The organism is Methanimicrococcus stummii (assembly GCF_032594435.1).
GTDB lineage: Archaea > Halobacteriota > Methanosarcinia > Methanosarcinales > Methanosarcinaceae > Methanimicrococcus > Methanimicrococcus stummii.
In genome coordinates, this window is the sequence record NZ_CP131062.1 from 736,816 (window position 1) to 754,134 (window position 17,319).

Here is a 17,319-nt window from a genome sequence, read left to right on the forward strand (position 1 = left end):
TTTTTTCAAAAATTAAAAATCAGCTCATATTGAGCGGATTTGTTTTCATATATTCTCGAAGAACGGTTGTCGCGTAACTTCCTTTCGGCAATTTGAATTCAAGCGTCAATTTTGTTTTGCCTTCATTCAAATCATCCGCTGCAACCAAAACATTCGGCTCGACTTCGAGTAAAATCTCTTTTCGAAGACCCTTTGAAGCAACTTCGGGAAACGCCGGCATTTTGAAATCTTCGGGCGTAAATCCTGTTTCTTCAATCAACCGGCATTCGATTTCGCCCGGAATGCCGTCGGCAAACGGTGTTACCGATCCGAAAAGCGGCGCCGTGATGAAAGCGCGGCCTCGTTTTAAAAGACCATTAATGCCGTCAATATTGTCTTCATCGACTTTTTCAAGGCGTGACGGGTCGGGCGTTTTGTCTTTTGCGCGATAGCAAACGATGTCGCCGACAACCGCTTGATTTAAGGAAAGGCCGTTTTTCAGGCGTTCGCAAATAATGCGGTTGAAAAGCCAGGACTGGTAAGCGTGAATAAACATCGTGTAAAGGTTTTTCGGCAAAACCATAAACGCACCTTTAAAGTCGCCGGGACGCGCGATTAAATGATTGAGAAGCGCTTTTTCATGTCCCAAATAATCCGGGAACTGCAAAACGCCGCCTTTGAAATCATTGGTTTCTGCGATGTAGCGGCGGACGTTTTTGGTTTCTTCCGGTTCGTCGGGATAAACTTCCGAGACATATCTTAAAATCGCTTTTTCCAAATCGCCTTTGAGCAAATCTTCACCGACGTGATGCGTTACCGGCCGCCGGGATCCGAATCTTTGAATCCCAAAGAAATTCGGAACGCCGCCGGCTTTTAAAATATCAGCGGTTGTTTTTTCGGCGGCGGCTTTTGCTTCCGCTTCCGGCAAATCGATGTTTCGAATCACGATTTGGAATTGATTGCCTTCCAAATCGCCGAGCCCGATCGGCTGCTGAGAACGGCCGAGAACGCGAACGGAAACGTCTTTGAGATGAACATTTTCAACTTGTTCTTTCGTCACGTCATAAAGACTCATTTTCTGAACCGTGACGGCGCGTTTGTCTTTCGTTCCCGCGTAAGTGATTCTTTTATGACTGATTCCGAGCGCGCTGGAATACGCTTTTAAAAAATGGTTGGTATCCCAATTCTCTTTCGTGACCTCAACCATCAAATATTTCCGATTTTTATCAATCACGTCATTCTCTTCATAAGGATAATTTGAAATTTCCCGAACAATGAAATCGGTCGGCTGATATCTGAGAACGCCGCTGACGCCGGCGGTTGTCGTCGAATAAAGATTAATTCCGATTTCGTTTTCCAGAGCAGGCACATTTATACCTGTTGTTTCGGACATTTTTGTGTCCATTGTTTCGGAAATGTTTGTCTGTTCTTCTGTCATGTCTCTCATTCTTTGTTATGGCAATTTGAATAACGGTTAAAGCATTTTCAAATGCCCTGTAATTTTATCGATTTTTTCTTCCTGCGCGGGCCCGATTCCGAGCACCGTAATTGTTCCGGGCGCGATTTCTGTCCGGCCCGCATCCGTAATCAGCGCAGTTGAAAGTCCTTCACGTCTTGCTTTTTCCTTGAGCTCAAACAATTCTTGAAGACTCGCGGCTTTTAACACGACTTTTTTCTGGCCGCCCGCTTTCCAGGCGTCCAACTCTCTTTTGTCCGCCCAATCGGCGGCGGATACGGCAGCGTGCGCGACCTGAACCGCAAGCTTTCCCGGCGAGAGCTTCAAATCCGTTCGCATGACGATGACTTGTTTATATTCACCCATAATTCTTCCTCTGATACGGTTTAACGACACGCTTTTCATTTAATTGTTTTCATTCAGCTGAAAAAACGATTTTCTCAGCCTTCCGCGTTCGGAAAGGATTTCAAAATTTCTTTTAAATAAATCCAAACCTTTTCAGCAGCATCTAAATTTAACGTTTCATCCGGCGTGTGCGCGCCTGTTATATCGGGGCCGATTGAAACCATTTTAATTCCGGAAAAAGTCCTGTGAAAAACACCGCATTCCAACCCGGCATGAATCGCTTGAATTTGAATTTCTTTTCCGAATGTTTTTTGATAAATTTCAGCGCAGTTTTTCAAAAACACCGAGTTGAAATCGGGCTCCCACGGCGAATAAGTATGCGTGATTTCAAAATTATAATGATACTTTTCGGAAAGCGCCATCATTTCTTTGATTTTTTCTTTGAGCCTTAAATCGTTTCCGGAACGAAGGCTGTAAATGATTTCCAATTCGCGCTTTGATTTTTCGGTATAAATATCCAAATCGGAACTTTCAGTCTCTTTTTCCGCGCCTTTGAAATATTCCTCATTCGAACGAGTTTTAATAATTGCCAAATTTCCCGACGTTAAAACCAAATCCGGAATGGAGGCCGACATTTCGAAAACACCGTTTGGAATCGCGATTAAAAAATTCAAGATCCGCTCTGTGTTTTTCGCGGAAAACGATTTGAGATTGGATTTCTGAACGTTTGAAAAATCAGCGACGGCCACTTCAACTGCCATATTCGGATCATTAAAACTCGGAACGGATGAGATCAGCGCGGCATAATCTGCCGCTTCCGTTTTCAAATTTTCGGCAGGAATATCCGTCACAAACGAAAGTTCCGCGCGTCTCGGAATTGTGTTTGCCGCGGTTCCGCCTTTGATTTTAATCAGTTTAATCGTATTCTGCGTATATCTCTCCGCCAGCCGTTTAAAGAACTGAATCAGAATAAGATTCGCGTTTCCGCGTCCGATGTGTATGTCCGTTCCGGAATGGCCGCCGAGCAGGCCCGAGACGACGATGTTGTAAGGCATCAGCGTGGCATCACAGTCCGTCTCTTCGAGATTATCGCCTGCGCACGCGTTTTCAACATCAATCAAACGCTTAAAACCGATTTGCGTACCGCCTGCACAGCCGACGATAACAACGCCTTCCTCTTCGGAATCCAAATTGATTAAATAATTGCCGGAAATAAAATCGGGATCCATACCTTGCGCGCCTGTCAGACCGATTTCTTCATCCGTCGTAAATAAAAGTTCAAGCGGCGGATGGGAAATGTCAGCCGATGCGGCGATTGCCAGCATGTACGCCATTCCGATGCCGTTGTCGGCGCCGAGCGTGGTTTGGTCGGCCGTCAAATATGAAATATTGTTTTCTTCGAAATAGCGAAGTGAAATCCCGTCTGTTACGAAACTGTGCGGCGAGCCTGTTTCTTTTTCGCAAACCATATCGGTATGCGCCTGCAAAATAACCGCCGGCAAATTTTCCATCCCGGGTGACGCGGGAACTTGAATAAGAATGTTATTGCAATGATCGCGTTTGGTTTCAAAACCGCGCTCTTTGCCGAATTTTTCAAGCCACGCCGCGATTTGTTCTTCATTTTTGGAACATCTCGGAATGCTTGAAATTTCTTCAAAAATCGAAAGAACCGTTTTAAAATCGGAGTCATTCCACCGATTTTGATTGATTGTTTGCATGAGATTCACCGAGAATTTTTTAGGATAATGATTTTTTACAAAAATAATTATTAAATTCTTAAGTTCATTTTTATTTATTTTTTAAAATATATTAAACCGTTCTTTGATTTTGAAAAAATGATAAGATTTTCATCTTATCATTTTAAATATATTTTTAATATATTTTACAAAGTTTTTATAAATATGGTAAAAGCTCTTTTTGTATATTTACAAACTCGCCAAATGCGTTTACTGCTGTATTCTCCTGAATTATAAAAAACTGTCCGAATTTGTTTAATACAAAATAATGTTCAGGTCCGACGTTTTTAGTTTCCGAGTTCTCGTCTTCGACCAAGTACAACATGATTTCTTCTCCTTTATAATATTCCGGAAGATTTGTAATCATAATCGTATCACCCACCACGCCGCCAAGTGTTCTGACATATATCAAATTATTTTTGTCTTTTAAATTACCTTTATAAATTTCTTCAACTTCAATCGCAACATCATGATAAATGCGAGGAATTTCATCGGATTCGGCTTGTTTTTCAGGCTCAATCGTCCACCACGCCGGCAATATTTCGACAACTTTTCCTTTTATCACAAGATCAGAATTGGCCGCGAGTTTACTGTATTCAATGTATTCAGGAGACACGTTTACAATAATTTCATTGGCATAAACTTTGTCATCAATGTTTTCGGGGGTAACGTTTCTGAGGGACAATAAATCTTTTTGATTATTGGAAAACGCGTTTTCGGGATTTGAATTTAAAAAATCATTTCCGGCAAAAATAAAAACCGATGCTGACAGAAGTATCCCGATTAAAAATAAAGAAATAAAAACTGCTGTTTTATTCATTCGCACCACTTCATAAATTAATTCAGATACGAACAAATAAGATTAAAAGTTGAAAAAACTTTTGAAATTAACTGAGAATTATAAATGAAGAATAGCCAAAACTTCTTTTAAAATATCCAAATTTTTCAAATCCGCTTTTTTCGTCAACTGCTCGATATAAATTCGAGAATCCGACATCGTTTCTCCGACCGGCGGTTTTAAAAGAAGAATATTTCCGATTTCAACGCCTTCGCCAACCCCGGCAACCGTTTTCAAAATCATTTCGCCGGAAAGCGAATCGGGCAGAATTAAAAAGTTCGTTTCTTTGATCGCGTCTTCAATCAATATCGTATAGTGTTTTGCGGAAATGCCTTCCGAATTGAGTTTCGCTTCAAGCGCCTCGGCGGTTAAAATCGTTTGATCGACTGTTTTGTCGCGGCCGAGATCGCCGGCGCGGCCGCCCGAAATAATGCCGATTTCGGGTTTGATTCCGAGTTTTTGAATCAATGAAAAACCGGCTTTCGCGCAAAATTCCAAATCTTCCAAACCTGAAATTATATCAGGACCGGCAGGCGCTGCAAAAAGAAGCTGTTCTTTGTCCGTTAAAAAAACGGATAAGCGATAGATTTTATCGGCGCCCGTTTCTTTTTTGATTTTATCGTAAACGTCATCTGGCGGGCGATTGTTAAGAGAAATTATTTGGCCGCTGTCGGCGGCAGAACTGCTGTTTTCGGGAAGAGACGGGAAGAAAGAGCGAATTGAAATCATTTTATCATGCCGATATTGAAATTGTTTTTAAAATTTAAAAAAAAAACTTTTTGAAATAATTTTATTATTTACGGTTTTATTTATTTGAATACTTTCACCTTTAATACAAAGCATTAATTAATATACTTATCATCATTTGGAAAGATTTTTATGACAATCGACATGAAACACGATTCAGTTGATTTTTGAAAGCATTAATTTAAAAACAATAATGCATTCTACAATTCATCTATTATTTGATTTTTCAATTACTAAATTATACATTCACTTTTTCAAGGAGTTTTTTATGGAAGAAACAGACAAAACCCCGATTGCCGAAGAACTGGCAAAGAGACAAAAATCAATCAGTGTCGCCGAGTTCTTCGAAAAAAATCGCCACATTCTTGGTTTTGATTCGGCGCCGCGCGCATTGATTACAACAATTAAAGAAGCCGTTGACAACGCGCTTGATGCTTGTGAAGAAGCCGGCATTCTGCCGGATCTTTTGGTTGAAGTCAACCGCGGCGACGGTGATTATCTTCAGATTACGATTGAGGATAACGGTCCCGGCATCATCAAAGAACAAATTCCGAAAGTTTTCGCAAAATTACTTTACGGCTCTCGTTTTCACGCGCTCAAACAAAGCCGCGGCCAGCAGGGTATCGGTATTTCCGCCGCCGTTTTGTACTCTCAAATCACAACAGGAAAATCAACGAAAATCATCTCAAAAGTCGATCACAGATCACCGGCGCATTATTACGAGCTGATGATTGACACAAGCACGAACGAGCCGTCGATTTTGGAAGACAGGATTGTGGACTGGCCCAACGCGCACGGAACGCGAATCGAAATCGAAATGGCCGCCTCATACGTCAAAGGCAGAAAGCAATCCGTTTTCGAATATTTGAAATCCACCGCGATTATCAATCCGCACGCCCGCATCCGCTTGGTCGAGCCCGACGGAAACGAAATCCTGTTCGAGCGCGCGACCGATCAAATCCCGAAGCAAGCGGAAGAAGTTCTGCCGCATCCGCACGGCATTGAACTCGGAACGTTGATGAAAATGCTTCAAAACACGGACCGCCAGAAGCTGGCACCGTTTTTGCGCTACTCGTTTTCAAAAATCGGCCTTCAGACGGCGGAAGAAATTTGCGATGCGGCCGGATTGGACCGCGAAGCAGATCCGCACGCGCTTGACAGAAACGATGCCGTGAAGCTTTTAAACGCGTTTAAAAAAGCAAAAATCGTTGCGCCGTCAACCACTTGTTTGTCGCCGATTACGGAAGATTTAATTTATCAGGGTTTAAAAAAGGAGTTCAGCGTTGACTTTATCGCAACCGCCTCCCGAAAACCTGCGATTTATTCCGGCAATCCGTTCGTGATTGAAGTCGGTGTCGCCTACGGCGGCAATTTCCCGAAAGACGAAAAAGCGCAGATTATGCGTTTTGCAAACCGTGTTCCGCTTCTGTATCAGCAGGGCGCTTGTGTGACAACGCACGCGATTGAAAGCGTTAAATGGAAGCAATACAACATCAGCCAACCCGGCGGCGGCGTTCCGTTTGGCCCGTTCGTCATTTTGATTCACATCGCGTCAACAAACGTGCCGTTCACATCCGAATCCAAAGACGCGATCGCCGAAATTGACATTATTCGAGAAGAAACCGAACTTGCCGTCAAAGAAGTCGCCCGCAAGTTAAAAACATATCTCGGAAAGCAGGGCGATTTGGCAAAACGCCGCGAGAAGGAAGTGATTATTACAAAGCTTTTGCCGCAAATGGCCGAAAAAGTCGCGGCGATGGTTGAAAAACCGGTTCCGGACATTCAGCCGGCCGTTGCCAATATCATGGGCAATCTTTTGGTCAACAGAACGGTAGATGTCGGAGAAGACAGCCAGTCCAATCTGCATTTTGTCTCGCTCGCCGTCCGCAATTACGGATCTGCGCAGCGAAAATTCAAGATTCACCAGATTCTGCCGTGTGAAATCAAATCCCCGAGTCCGCCGCCGTCAACGATTGTCAGCGTCGGCGACAATTACGATTACATTTGGGAAGTCAATGTCGCGGCCGGCGCGTCAAAAGTGTTCCGTTTTACACTGGACGGTGCCGATGCCAACGAATTAGCAAACATGGACGAAGTGATCGTCGAAGGAATGGACGAAGAAGACGTAACGGGCGCAAAGGCCCTCAATGAACTGTTTTGAGGTTAAAAAATGGTCCGCAAAAGTAAAAAAGAAGAGCCGGCAGAAGAAAATTCAGAAAACACTGTCGAAAACAACGCCGGCGAATATGTTTCAGACATTGATGATTATGAAGCCGAATTCGAGGCGTTCGACGACTATGAAGACGATGCCGGCGACAATATCGGTGATGACGAATACAAAACCGCGAAAGCCGAAAGTTATTCAAGCGACGGCGAATTTGATGAATTCGGCAGCGACGAAGACGAAGAGTTTTTCGAGCCCGAGCCGGATTTGTTTGATGATTCCGGCAAGCTGAAATCAAGAATCGAAGACGACACGGCGCCGCTTAAAAAGCTGGCAGCTGAGACGGAATACGCCGATAAAAATTCGGAGGAATATAAAAAGAAAGTCGCCGACAAAAAGCTTGAAAATGACGCGTGGACGACGCGAAAACTCATCGGGCTTGCCGAAACGTTTTACGACCAGTTTGACAGCGGACAGGTGCCGCACGTTTTAATGCCGTCGAGAACAAAGAAAAATCTCGCTTACAGTGACGAAAGCGAGGTTTGGGTTTACGGTGACATTGAAAGCGAGCGTTCCGCCAAAACCGTCAAAGGCGCACACCAATTGCTTCGAACGGTTTCGGTTTCGGACTTCGTTGTGTCGGAACACTTGAAAAACAACCGCAGTTCAACATTAAGAGAATTGTATTACATTTCGGAAGGCTGGGGCGCGGCGAAGTTCCACGCGCAGTCCGAAAGTGACCGTTTGATTGAGGATTTAGAAATCATAACGGGCGCGCAGCGTGAGTTTTTCCACGTTCGTCCGGAAGAAGACGGCGCAACGATGTACGGTCCGCTCCTTCTTCGCGAAGAAACGAAACGCGGCTCACGCGACATTCACTGCCAAAAAGACATCGGCGAAGGCGGTTATCAAATTCCGTTCAACGTTGAAAACATTGAATTTTTAAGCCACGACGCAACGATGATTATCGCGGTAGAAACAGGCGGTATGTACGCGCGTTTGATTGAGAACGGTTTTGATGAAAAATACAATGCGATTCTGGTTCACCTCAAAGGTCAGCCGGCGCGATCGACGCGCCGCATCATTCGCCGCCTGAATACGGAACTCGGAATCCCGGCAACCGTTTTCACGGACGGTGACCCGTGGTCGTACCGTATTTTCTCTTCCATTGCGTACGGCGCCATCAAAAGCGCGCACCTCTCCGAATACATGGCAACACCCGAAGCCAAATTCATCGGCGTTCAGCCGTCCGACATCGTTGAATACGAGCTGGCGACTGACAAGCTGTCGGAACAGGACATCGCAGCGCTCAGAAGCGAGCTTTCCGATCCGCGTTTCGCCTCAGGCTACTGGAAAGAGCAAATCAATCTCCAGCTTGAAATCGGAAAGAAGGCTGAACAGCAAGCTTTTGCCGGCAAAGGTTTGGATTTCGTGACGGAGACGTATTTACCGGATCGGCTGAAAGATTTAGGGATTATTTAAAAAAATTTTGTTCGCTTCGCTCACAAAATTTCAGAGCGGGGGGAGAGAGGCGTTTGCAGAAAATTGTTCGGCTGCGCCTCACAATTTTTATGGTTTCGCCGTCGATTAGGACAGGTGTTTACAAAAAAATCGCTTCGCGATTTTTTATGGCTTCACCTTAACGGTTAAAATATTCAAAAAACGAGTTTGGTTTGAATGAAATTTTCATTCAAACTTATTTTTAATTAAATTAAAAAAGAAATATTTGAATGAATCATTCAAACAAATTTTAAAGTTCGGCGCCGACAATCGTCTGCGTTGCCGTCACGTTCGGGCTTTCGCGGATTTTGTCAACGATATCGTTGAGTTCGCGCAGGGTTTCAAGTTCGACGATGACAACGAAATCGAATTCTCCGAAAACGTGGTAAACGTCTTTGACGCCGGCAAAAGACTTCAAATCGTTGTAAGCGTTCTTTTCAGAACCCGGCAATACATTTAACATTGTAACTCCGATAACCATGTTTTTTTCCTCTGTTGGATTTATGAAAAATTATTGAAATTTGTTTTTAACTTTACGTCTGTCGATTTTGAATCGACCGGATAAAAATAAAACTATTCGATTTGTTATATAGATAACGCAGGGAGAGTTGAAAAATAAAAATAAAAAAACGTTAATGTTTAAATTGTTTCAAAGTCAATTCCTTTCTTCATATATCAAATCTTCATGAGGATGATTTGAAAATGCTTTTTTGGAAGATTCGTTTAACGTTTTTTCAATTTCACAATAACGGAACAATCTTGAAATCTTTCATGACACGATGAATTGTTTTTGATCTTTTCGTAAATTAAATTGAACCATTTATTACAACTTTTTTTTATTGTTTTAATTTTTATTTTTGATTCATTTTCTCTTTCATCGCCGAAACCAGCGCTTCAAACGTAAATTCATCGGGAACGACATCCACCGTAACGCCGAAACTCTCAACGGTTTGCGCCGTCGGGTCGCCGATTGCACCGACAACAGCTTCATTCAGCTGGCTGATGACTTCGTCGCGGTCACCGATTTTATCGGCAAGCGCCATGAAATTTTTCACCATCATCGTGCTCGTAAACGCGAACGCTTCAATTTCGCCGGCGATCGTTTTTTCAATCAATTCATCTTGGAGCGCGCCTTCGGGAATGTCAAGCGTATAAACATGCGTTTGATGAACCGTCGCGCCGGCATCGATTAATCCCTGAACCAAAACGGCGGAGCCGTAAAAGCTTCTCGGAATATCAATGATTTTTCCGGAAACATCTTTTCCGAGGTCGTTGACGAGACCGACAGAACTGTATTCGCCCGGCATCATCGAACTTTCCAAGCCGTAGCTTTCAAGTTTTTTGCGCGTCGTCGGACCGATGGCAACAATTTTGATTTTTTTCAGCGCGTCTAAAAAATCTTTTTCGCCGACACCGTCTAAATTTTTCAATGTGTAATCAATTCCGTTCGCACTTGTAAAAATCACAAGATCCGTTTTCGAAGAGAGAACACGTTTTACAAAACCGTCAAAAGCGTCGTCTTTCATTCCTTTCAGCGTGACGACCGGGACGGAAAACGGCTGGAATCCGGCGGCAACCGCCGTGTCTTCTGACGCGTCCGTGTAAGTTTCCGGGCGCATAATCGCAAGAACGGGTCTTTTTTCCATATTCGTCTCCCCATTTTTAAATTTGTTCGCCTAAAATGTCATGCAAATTGACAACGTCGCCGATGACCGTTATTGCCGGCGCTTTGACATTTCGCTCTTCTGCCAGAGCGGCGATGTTTTCAAGCGTTCCGATTGTGACGCGCTGATCCGGGCGAGTGCCTTTTTCAATCAGCGCAACCGGTGTTTTCGGGTCTTTTCCGAATTTGAGAAGCTCGCCGCAATTGCGCTCAAGCATTTTAACGCCCATGAAAATGACAAGCGTGCCGTCAAATTTCGCTAAAAGTTCCCAATCAAGACCGGTTTCATCTTTGGTCGGATCTTCATGTCCGGTGATAAACGTTACCATTGAGTTGCTGTTGCGGTGTGTAATCGGAATGCCCGCGTAAGCCGGAGCGGCAACGGCAGACGTAATTCCGGGAACAACTTCAAATTTGATTCCTTCTTTGACCAGCTCTTCAGCTTCTTCGCCGCCGCGACCGAAAACGTACGGGTCGCCGCCTTTTAAGCGTAAAACGGTTTTGCCTTCTTTGGCTTTTTCAATAATGACTTCATTGATTTTATCCTGCGTCAGCGTGTGATTTCCGGCATATTTTCCGGCGTCAATTTTTTCGGTTTTTTCGGGAATTAAGCTTAAAATCGCTTCTCCCGGAAGCTGGTCATAAATGACGACATCCGCTTCATCAATGAGGCGGCGCGCTTTCACCGTCAGCAGATCGGGATTGCCCGGACCGGATCCTGCCAAATAAACTTTACCGTATTTTTCAGACATTTTTATATTCCCCAATTTAATCATCAGTAAACATCAATAGTAATTCGTAGTTATCATTTGTGTCCGAGAAGTCTTAAAATCGGCGACTTCTTTTCATTCTTTTCGCGGTCCCAGTCAAATCCGGAAACTTTTTTCGCCAAATCGGCTTCGTTCGCGTAAATGTGCGCGGAAGTGGACGTTAAAATAATTTCAACCAATTCGCAGCCGGCCGGTTTGATGACGAGTTCGTCAAAGGCTTTTGCGATGCCGCAAAGGTTTGCCCAAACCGCGTCGCCGTAATCGTTGGACCGGAACAGCAGGCGAAGAGATACTTGATTGTCGTCGAGCAGGCGAACCTGATACCAATTAAAGCACGGCGGATTGTGAGAGTTCCAATACATCGGGTGATAAATCGTTCCAACGTTTTGATTGGACTGAATTTCGGTTTTCAGATTTTCCGCTAATTTTTCTTTGGACACTTCCATTTGATCGATTTCGCCTTCAATCGTTTGGAATTTGCGCATCAGTTCAATGTAAGTGTATTCAAAATCGGTATCATCGCCCTGGCGTTTTCCGACATCGCAGAGCGGCACAAGGAAACTGTCCTGATAATCGGTGATTTTGTCGCCCGCCCATCTGAAATTTTCAGGCGTGACGCCGGCCAAAACATCATCAATCGCCTGGCCGTAAATTTGAATTATCGCGTAAATTTCGCGCGCGCGTTTCGGCTCGCCGGCGTGGCCGAATGTGATATCTTTCCCGTCAAGAACAATATCCTCCGTAATTCTCTTGTACAAAGAATCAATGTTTTCGCCGGAATATGTTTTAACAAATGTGAGTGAGGACGGTTTCATAAAAAATCACAATTTCCTGATTTATTTTTAAGCAGCCCGAAATATGCTTTAAACTTATTTAAAAGTTCATTCACCCTTTTGAAAAAAATCAAAAATAGGCATGGATTTTTGAAAAATAATCAAAAATGGTCATGGATTTTTGAAAAATAATCAAAATGGTCATTGGTTTTTGAAAAATAATCAAAAATGCGGCAGTTCGCGCGCGGCGACGGCGACAGCAGGTGGAAACGGCAAGGTGCGGCGCCCCGTTCGCGAAGCGAACGGCTGCCATAAGAGAAAGGAGAGGCAAGCGCGCAAACAACAAGGTAGCAGCAGCAAACGCAAACAGTAAGGTAGCAACAGCAAACGCAAACAGTAAGGTAGCAGCAGCAAGCGCAAACACCAATGCAAATGCACACAGACACAAGAAATGTAATGAAAAAACACAAGTCTCAAATTAAACAAAAATGAAAACGAAACAAGAAAAATATAAAAAACAAGAAAAAGAAAAACAAAAAAAAGTTTTCAAAAAATCACAAAACTTCTTTCCATTTTTCAATATTCTTCAAACTGATGCCGGTTTCTTTCGCCAATTTTCCGGAATCGGCCGATGCCAAATCTGATAAAGTCATAACGCCGGCATCGTTTAATTTTTCAAGTGAAGCCGTTCCGAGTCCTTTAATATCTGAAAGTTCCGTCGGATTCGCGGCTTTCGCCTCTCTTTCTGCTTTTGCCGCCGCCTTTTCTTTTCGGATTCGTTTGGCGCGTTCGGCGGATGTCTCGGCGACAATGCCGTTTTTCTCATCCTCCTCAACCTTTTTCTGCCATTCGATAAAATTGCAATGCGGGCAGCCGAGTTCCCACGGGCGTTTGCCTTCCGTGATGATTTTAATTTTATACATTTGGTGATCGTCACACATTTTATCCGTCACAACGACCTGTCCCGTTCGCGGAACCGGAAGCGAAAAGTCACAGTCAGGGTAGCCGCTGCAGCCGATAAAGCGAGATCCCTTCTTCGATTTTCGAATAATCAAATCCGAGCCGCAGCGCTGGCATTTGCCGACGATTTTATCCTCGCGAAGACCGGACTGTAAAGAACGGCCGATATCTTCGTGATTCTTTTCAAGCTCGTCGAAAATGTTGTTCAGCATTTCACGAGATTCTTTTAAAACGATTGCTTCCGAAATCTGACCTTCTGAAATTTTATCCATGTCAGCTTCCAGCTGTTTGGTCATATCCGGCTTCACGATTGTCGGCGCGTACTGCTCAAGCGTATCAATAACGGAATAAGCCATATTCGTCGGCTGAAGCGGATTGCCGTGAACATAATAACGAGAAACAAGCTTATTAATAATGTCGGCGCGCGTCGCTTTTGTTCCGATGCCCATATCATCCATGATACGAATCAAACGGCCCTGACCGTAACGGCTCGGCGGCTGCGTTTCTTTATCAAATAATTCTTTGTGCGTAATTTTAAGCAAGCCGCCTTCTTCCAAATGCGGCAAAACGCGGTCTTCGGGCTTATTGTACGGATAATACCAGCGCCAGCCTTCCTCCGTTAAGCGCGAGCCGTTGCTCTTGAATTCTTCGCTGTTGATATCGATTTCAACTTTCATGGTGTCCCACTCGGCTTCGCCGGCAAATGTCGCGAAGAAGCGGCGGACAACCAATTCGTAAATCTTCCATTCGTCCTCTTTCATGTCAGTGCGCTTCGCCGGCGCGACAGGGTGAATCGGCGGGTGAGCCGGGTCTTCCTTTTTGCCCTGCGTCGGCTTTAAACCGTCTTTGTCAGCGATTTTAAGCAATGCTTTCGCGTACGTGTCAAATTCGGTGCCGACGAACATTTCAATGAGCGAACGCAATTCCAAGCTTTCCGGATAAATCGTGCTGTCCGTTCTCGGATAAGACAAATAACCGGCTTCGTAAAGCGTTTGGTACATGCGTTTCGCGTTGTTAACGGAAATGCCGACAGCGTTGGCCGCGACATAAAATTCGGTCGTATTGAAAGGAATCGGCGGTTTTTCTTTGCGCTTTTTTGCTTCAATGCTTTTGATTTTCGCGTCATTGCCGACAACGACATTTGAATAAACGCGCTCGGCGATTTCTTTTTCAAAAATGCGGTTCGTGTGGTATTCCGCGATAAACGATTCATTGGATTTTGTTTCAAGCGTTGTTTCGATTTCCCAATATTGAACCGGAATGAACGCTTCACGCTCTTTTTCGCGTTCGACAATCAAGGCGAGCGTCGGCGACTGAACGCGCCCGACAGACAAAAAGAGTTTTCCGAGACGGCCGGCGCAAAGCGAGATGTAGCGCGTGAGTGCTGCGCCCCAAACCAAGTCAATCACTTCGCGCGCGTGACCGGCATCCGCCAAATCAAAATTCACGGTTGTTAAATTTTCAAACGCATGCGTGATGTCTTTCGGTGTAATCGCACTGTAAAGCGCGCGGTTGAACTTAATGTCAGGATTGACGGACTGAACCAGCGTCAACGCTTCAACGCCGATCAATTCTCCTTCACGATCGTAGTCAGTTGCGATTGTGACAAGATCGGCTTTCTTGCCGATGACTTTCAGCGCCGTTACGATTTTTTTATTCGTTGAAATCGGTATGATTTCAGCGTCAATTAAATCTCTGGCCAAATTCTTTTGCCAGTTGTTGTATTCGCTCGGAAAATCAATTCCGACAACGTGTCCGCTCAAACCCATGACGACCGTGTGATCATCATTATAAGTAAACTCATACGTCTCAATACCCAATTTGGGGTAGCGAACTTTTTTAACTTTATTCTCCGAAAGGATTGCGGCAATACGCTTGGCAGCCGTATCCTTTTCCGTAATAATCAGATACATTTAGAACTCCGATGAATGAAAATTAATTTCCGGGAATTTCAAACAAATGCCCGGATCAGACACTTACAGCATTATTTCATTTTGAATGGTTAGAATGGAAAACTTTGTTATTTATATTTTTTTGAAACTACTTTTCATATAAAATAAATTAAAAAAATACAAGAAAAGACAACGATCACCAAAAAAACAGGTGATTGAATAAAAAATGTAAAAACAACAAAAATTGAAAAAACCAACCAACCTTGAAAAACAAACAACCCTGAAAAACAGAAAAACCGTAAAACCTGTGAAAGTGATTAAAGATTATTTTAAAAATAATCGTTTAATTCACAGCGTTTTTAATAATTTAAAAAATGCGCGTCGGAAAAATTATCCGAGGTGTTTTTTAATAATTTCAACCAAATCGGCGCTTTTAATGGGCTTTCCGATGACTTCTTTGACGCCGGCTTTCAAAATGTCGTCGCCTTTTGCCGAAGAGAATGAGGTTAAAGCGACAATAACGGCATCCGAATCGTATTGTAAAATCTTTTCGGTTGCCTGAATGCCGTCTATGTTTGGCATGACAATATCCATAATGACAATGTCGGGGCTGAATTTTTTATAAAGCTCAACTGCGCTTTCGCCGTCTTTTGCCTGTTCGACAGCATATCCGGAGTTTTGAATCGTTTGAACAAGAAGGTCACGAAGCAAATCCTCATCATCGACAACCAGTACTTTTTTTTGCATAATAAATCACTCTCATAAATAACCAAACTGAATCATACACTAAACTAAAACATAGGAACCGACCATGTTTTTAGTCCCATCTTTACCAAATGAGATTATATGATACCTATCATAGAATAGATTATAAACTATTCGCTGAATTTGAAATTCATTGAATTGCATTAAAAAATGCGCTCAAATATAAAATAACTTCGTTGAGGGGATAGAGAATTATTTTGAAAAATAAACCGTTTAAAATTAAACTCAAAAATTAAGACAAAACTAATAAAATTCAATCAAAAATAAAAAAAACAACAATAAAACAAAAACCAAGAAATAGAAAATTAAATCGAAAAAATGATTAAACGTTAAGCTCAGCCATTAAAAAATAAAAACAATAGCGATGGACTGATCGGGAATTGAACCCGAGGCCTCTACCATGCCAAGGTAGCGATCTTCCGCTGATCTACCAGCCCAATGAAAATACAAATATGATGATAAAATCAAACAAAATTAACGCTGTCACAGCCGCCCGATTCAAAACGAATTGTGCAGACTGCTTGCGGATGTAACACAAGGAATAATTTCTATAAATAATTGTCGATTTGGAAGAAGACTTTCGGTCAATCGAAAAATCAAAGAAACGGCATATGGCAAAACCTTTAAATATCACAATACATATTAGAGGATTGTTGTCTCACGAGCAGCAACAAAACAATTAGGGCCCGTAGCTTAGCCTGGTGGAGCGTACGGCTGATAACCGTAAGGTCCTGCGTTCGAATCGCAGCGGGCCCACCATAAATCATTAACGTCTTTTTTGAATAATTTGAATCGAGTAATGAATATTTTATTCTTCTATTGATGCTTATTCTGTGTCTTGAAAATTTACTTAAATTCAAGGTTTATTTTTTAATTGTTAAAATTCTTAAATAAAAAAATATTTAAATAAATAAAACTTAAGAATTAAATTGACTGTTTTTGACCGTTTAACATTCAATAAATTATTTCAAAATATCTCGAAATAATAAATGAACTATAAAATATGTTTTAAATATTAATCGATAAATTTAAAATATAATCAATTCGTTTTAGAGAACTGTTTGGAATTATAAAAAATATATAATATATATGTGTCCGGCTGACATAAAATAAATAATCAGATGCCGGCGCAATCATATATTAATTTCAGGCAATTCAAAGAGATATTATAATTTCGTTATTAGGATTTAATTCTAATAAATAAGAATAAATATTATAACCTGATAATTATATTTGTCAAAGAAAATTGATATGTTTATTTTTTGAATCAAAATTCCTGACATTCTTTAATTATCAAAAACAGCTTCGCTGTAAAAACGTCTAAAAACGAAAAAAAACGAAACGAGCTTAAATGAGGAACTATAATGAGTGAACAATATATTAGCAAAGATTCCGAAATGGTAGACCTGCTGAGAAAATTAGACATCAGCAGACCTGTTGCAAAAACATTGGCCTGCTTATCTGACGGAAAAGAATTGACATCCCATTCCATTGAAATGTCATCCGGCCTCAGACAGCCTGAAGTCAGCATCGCCATGCGTTATCTTAAAAATAATAATTGGATTGAGATCAGAGAAGAAAAAAGAGACAACGGTAAAGGCAGACCTGTGAAATTTTACAAGCTGACTGTTCCGATGGACAAAATCATTGAAAAGATTGAGGAAAACATCCTTGAAGAAAGAAAAATGATTTTGAGAAACATTGAAGAATTAAAGAAAATTTCTTAATTTT

Annotated in this window: 15 protein-coding genes and 2 tRNA genes; 4 read left to right on the plus strand and 13 right to left on the minus strand. The window is 42.4% G+C overall.

Going from position 1 to position 17,319, the window contains the following annotated elements; translation table 11 throughout:
• Positions 1 to 19 precede the first annotated feature (19 nt).
• The 5 genes from truD to MmiEs2_RS03630 form a co-directional block, all read right to left on the minus strand.
• The gene (gene truD, locus MmiEs2_RS03610) at positions 20 to 1,417 is read right to left on the minus strand and encodes a tRNA pseudouridine(13) synthase TruD (RefSeq protein WP_316560068.1); all 1,398 of its coding nucleotides are present in this window, start codon (positions 1,415 to 1,417) and stop codon (positions 20 to 22) included.
• Between the two features lie 36 nt (positions 1,418 to 1,453).
• A complete protein-coding gene (gene pth2, locus MmiEs2_RS03615; RefSeq protein ID WP_316560069.1) occupies positions 1,454 to 1,801 on the minus strand; it encodes a peptidyl-tRNA hydrolase Pth2 in 348 nt (115 codons plus the stop codon).
• A 74-nt stretch (positions 1,802 to 1,875) separates the two neighbouring features.
• Entirely contained in the window at positions 1,876 to 3,498 is a 1,623-nt protein-coding gene (gene pepD, locus MmiEs2_RS03620) for a beta-Ala-His dipeptidase (RefSeq protein ID WP_316560070.1), read from the minus strand.
• 175 nt (positions 3,499 to 3,673) lie between these two features.
• On the minus strand, positions 3,674 to 4,336 hold the full coding sequence (locus MmiEs2_RS03625) for a hypothetical protein (protein WP_316560071.1): 663 nt from the start codon (positions 4,334 to 4,336) through the stop codon (positions 3,674 to 3,676).
• A gap of 78 nt (positions 4,337 to 4,414) precedes the next feature.
• Positions 4,415 to 5,083, minus strand: coding sequence for a hypothetical protein (locus MmiEs2_RS03630; RefSeq protein ID WP_316560072.1), 669 nt, complete (start codon positions 5,081 to 5,083; stop codon positions 4,415 to 4,417).
• Between the two features lie 286 nt (positions 5,084 to 5,369).
• Between MmiEs2_RS03630 and MmiEs2_RS03635 the strand changes: the two genes are divergently transcribed.
• Complete coding sequence (locus MmiEs2_RS03635) at positions 5,370 to 7,262, plus strand: DNA topoisomerase VI subunit B (protein ID WP_316560073.1); 1,893 nt, start codon at positions 5,370 to 5,372, stop codon at positions 7,260 to 7,262.
• A 333-nt stretch (positions 7,263 to 7,595) separates the two neighbouring features.
• A complete protein-coding gene (locus tag MmiEs2_RS03640) occupies positions 7,596 to 8,747 on the plus strand; it encodes a DNA topoisomerase IV subunit A (protein ID WP_316560227.1) in 1,152 nt (383 codons plus the stop codon).
• A gap of 268 nt (positions 8,748 to 9,015) precedes the next feature.
• Here MmiEs2_RS03640 and MmiEs2_RS03645 read toward each other — a convergent pair whose 3' ends face one another.
• From MmiEs2_RS03645 to MmiEs2_RS03680, 8 genes are all read right to left on the minus strand, one after another.
• The gene (locus MmiEs2_RS03645; protein WP_133517679.1) at positions 9,016 to 9,246 is read right to left on the minus strand and encodes an Lrp/AsnC ligand binding domain-containing protein; all 231 of its coding nucleotides are present in this window, start codon (positions 9,244 to 9,246) and stop codon (positions 9,016 to 9,018) included.
• A gap of 370 nt (positions 9,247 to 9,616) precedes the next feature.
• Positions 9,617 to 10,411, minus strand: coding sequence for a uroporphyrinogen-III synthase (locus MmiEs2_RS03650; protein WP_316560074.1), 795 nt, complete (start codon positions 10,409 to 10,411; stop codon positions 9,617 to 9,619).
• A gap of 16 nt (positions 10,412 to 10,427) precedes the next feature.
• On the minus strand, positions 10,428 to 11,180 hold the full coding sequence (gene cobA / locus MmiEs2_RS03655; RefSeq protein ID WP_316560075.1) for a uroporphyrinogen-III C-methyltransferase: 753 nt from the start codon (positions 11,178 to 11,180) through the stop codon (positions 10,428 to 10,430).
• 53 nt (positions 11,181 to 11,233) lie between these two features.
• Entirely contained in the window at positions 11,234 to 12,013 is a 780-nt protein-coding gene (locus MmiEs2_RS03660) for a thymidylate synthase (protein ID WP_316560076.1), read from the minus strand.
• Between the two features lie 88 nt (positions 12,014 to 12,101).
• Complete coding sequence (locus tag MmiEs2_RS03665; RefSeq protein ID WP_316560077.1) at positions 12,102 to 12,398, minus strand: hypothetical protein; 297 nt, start codon at positions 12,396 to 12,398, stop codon at positions 12,102 to 12,104.
• Between the two features lie 127 nt (positions 12,399 to 12,525).
• Positions 12,526 to 14,844 carry a DNA topoisomerase I gene (locus MmiEs2_RS03670; RefSeq protein WP_316560078.1) on the minus strand — a complete coding sequence of 773 codons (2,319 nt, stop codon included), beginning with the start codon at positions 14,842 to 14,844 and terminating at the stop codon, positions 12,526 to 12,528.
• A gap of 369 nt (positions 14,845 to 15,213) precedes the next feature.
• The gene (locus MmiEs2_RS03675) at positions 15,214 to 15,570 is read right to left on the minus strand and encodes a response regulator (protein WP_316560079.1); all 357 of its coding nucleotides are present in this window, start codon (positions 15,568 to 15,570) and stop codon (positions 15,214 to 15,216) included.
• A gap of 383 nt (positions 15,571 to 15,953) precedes the next feature.
• Positions 15,954 to 16,025, minus strand: a tRNA-Ala gene (locus MmiEs2_RS03680).
• Between the two features lie 245 nt (positions 16,026 to 16,270).
• Here MmiEs2_RS03680 and MmiEs2_RS03685 point away from each other — a divergent pair.
• A tRNA-Ile gene (locus MmiEs2_RS03685) sits at positions 16,271 to 16,347 on the plus strand.
• 605 nt (positions 16,348 to 16,952) lie between these two features.
• Entirely contained in the window at positions 16,953 to 17,315 is a 363-nt protein-coding gene (locus tag MmiEs2_RS03690; protein WP_316560080.1) for an MreA family transcriptional regulator, read from the plus strand.
• The last annotated feature ends 4 nt before the right edge of the window (positions 17,316 to 17,319 follow it).

Excerpts from the sequence above, each read along its gene's own strand:
- truD (WP_316560068.1), bottom strand. The coding sequence starts at position 1,417 with ATGACAGAAGAACAGACAAACATTTCCGAAACAATGGACACAAAAATG.
- pth2 (WP_316560069.1), bottom strand. The coding sequence starts at position 1,801 with ATGGGTGAATATAAACAAGTCATCGTCATGCGAACGGATTTGAAGCTC.
- pepD (WP_316560070.1), bottom strand. The coding sequence starts at position 3,498 with ATGCAAACAATCAATCAAAATCGGTGGAATGACTCCGATTTTAAAACG.
- MmiEs2_RS03625 (WP_316560071.1), bottom strand. The coding sequence starts at position 4,336 with ATGAATAAAACAGCAGTTTTTATTTCTTTATTTTTAATCGGGATACTT.
- MmiEs2_RS03630 (WP_316560072.1), bottom strand. The coding sequence starts at position 5,083 with ATGATTTCAATTCGCTCTTTCTTCCCGTCTCTTCCCGAAAACAGCAGT.
- MmiEs2_RS03635 (WP_316560073.1), top strand. The coding sequence starts at position 5,370 with ATGGAAGAAACAGACAAAACCCCGATTGCCGAAGAACTGGCAAAGAGA.
- MmiEs2_RS03645 (WP_133517679.1), bottom strand. The coding sequence starts at position 9,246 with ATGGTTATCGGAGTTACAATGTTAAATGTATTGCCGGGTTCTGAAAAG.
- MmiEs2_RS03650 (WP_316560074.1), bottom strand. The coding sequence starts at position 10,411 with ATGGAAAAAAGACCCGTTCTTGCGATTATGCGCCCGGAAACTTACACG.
- cobA (WP_316560075.1), bottom strand. The coding sequence starts at position 11,180 with ATGTCTGAAAAATACGGTAAAGTTTATTTGGCAGGATCCGGTCCGGGC.
- MmiEs2_RS03660 (WP_316560076.1), bottom strand. The coding sequence starts at position 12,013 with ATGAAACCGTCCTCACTCACATTTGTTAAAACATATTCCGGCGAAAAC.
- MmiEs2_RS03670 (WP_316560078.1), bottom strand. The coding sequence starts at position 14,844 with ATGTATCTGATTATTACGGAAAAGGATACGGCTGCCAAGCGTATTGCC.
- MmiEs2_RS03675 (WP_316560079.1), bottom strand. The coding sequence starts at position 15,570 with ATGCAAAAAAAAGTACTGGTTGTCGATGATGAGGATTTGCTTCGTGAC.
- MmiEs2_RS03690 (WP_316560080.1), top strand. The coding sequence starts at position 16,953 with ATGAGTGAACAATATATTAGCAAAGATTCCGAAATGGTAGACCTGCTG.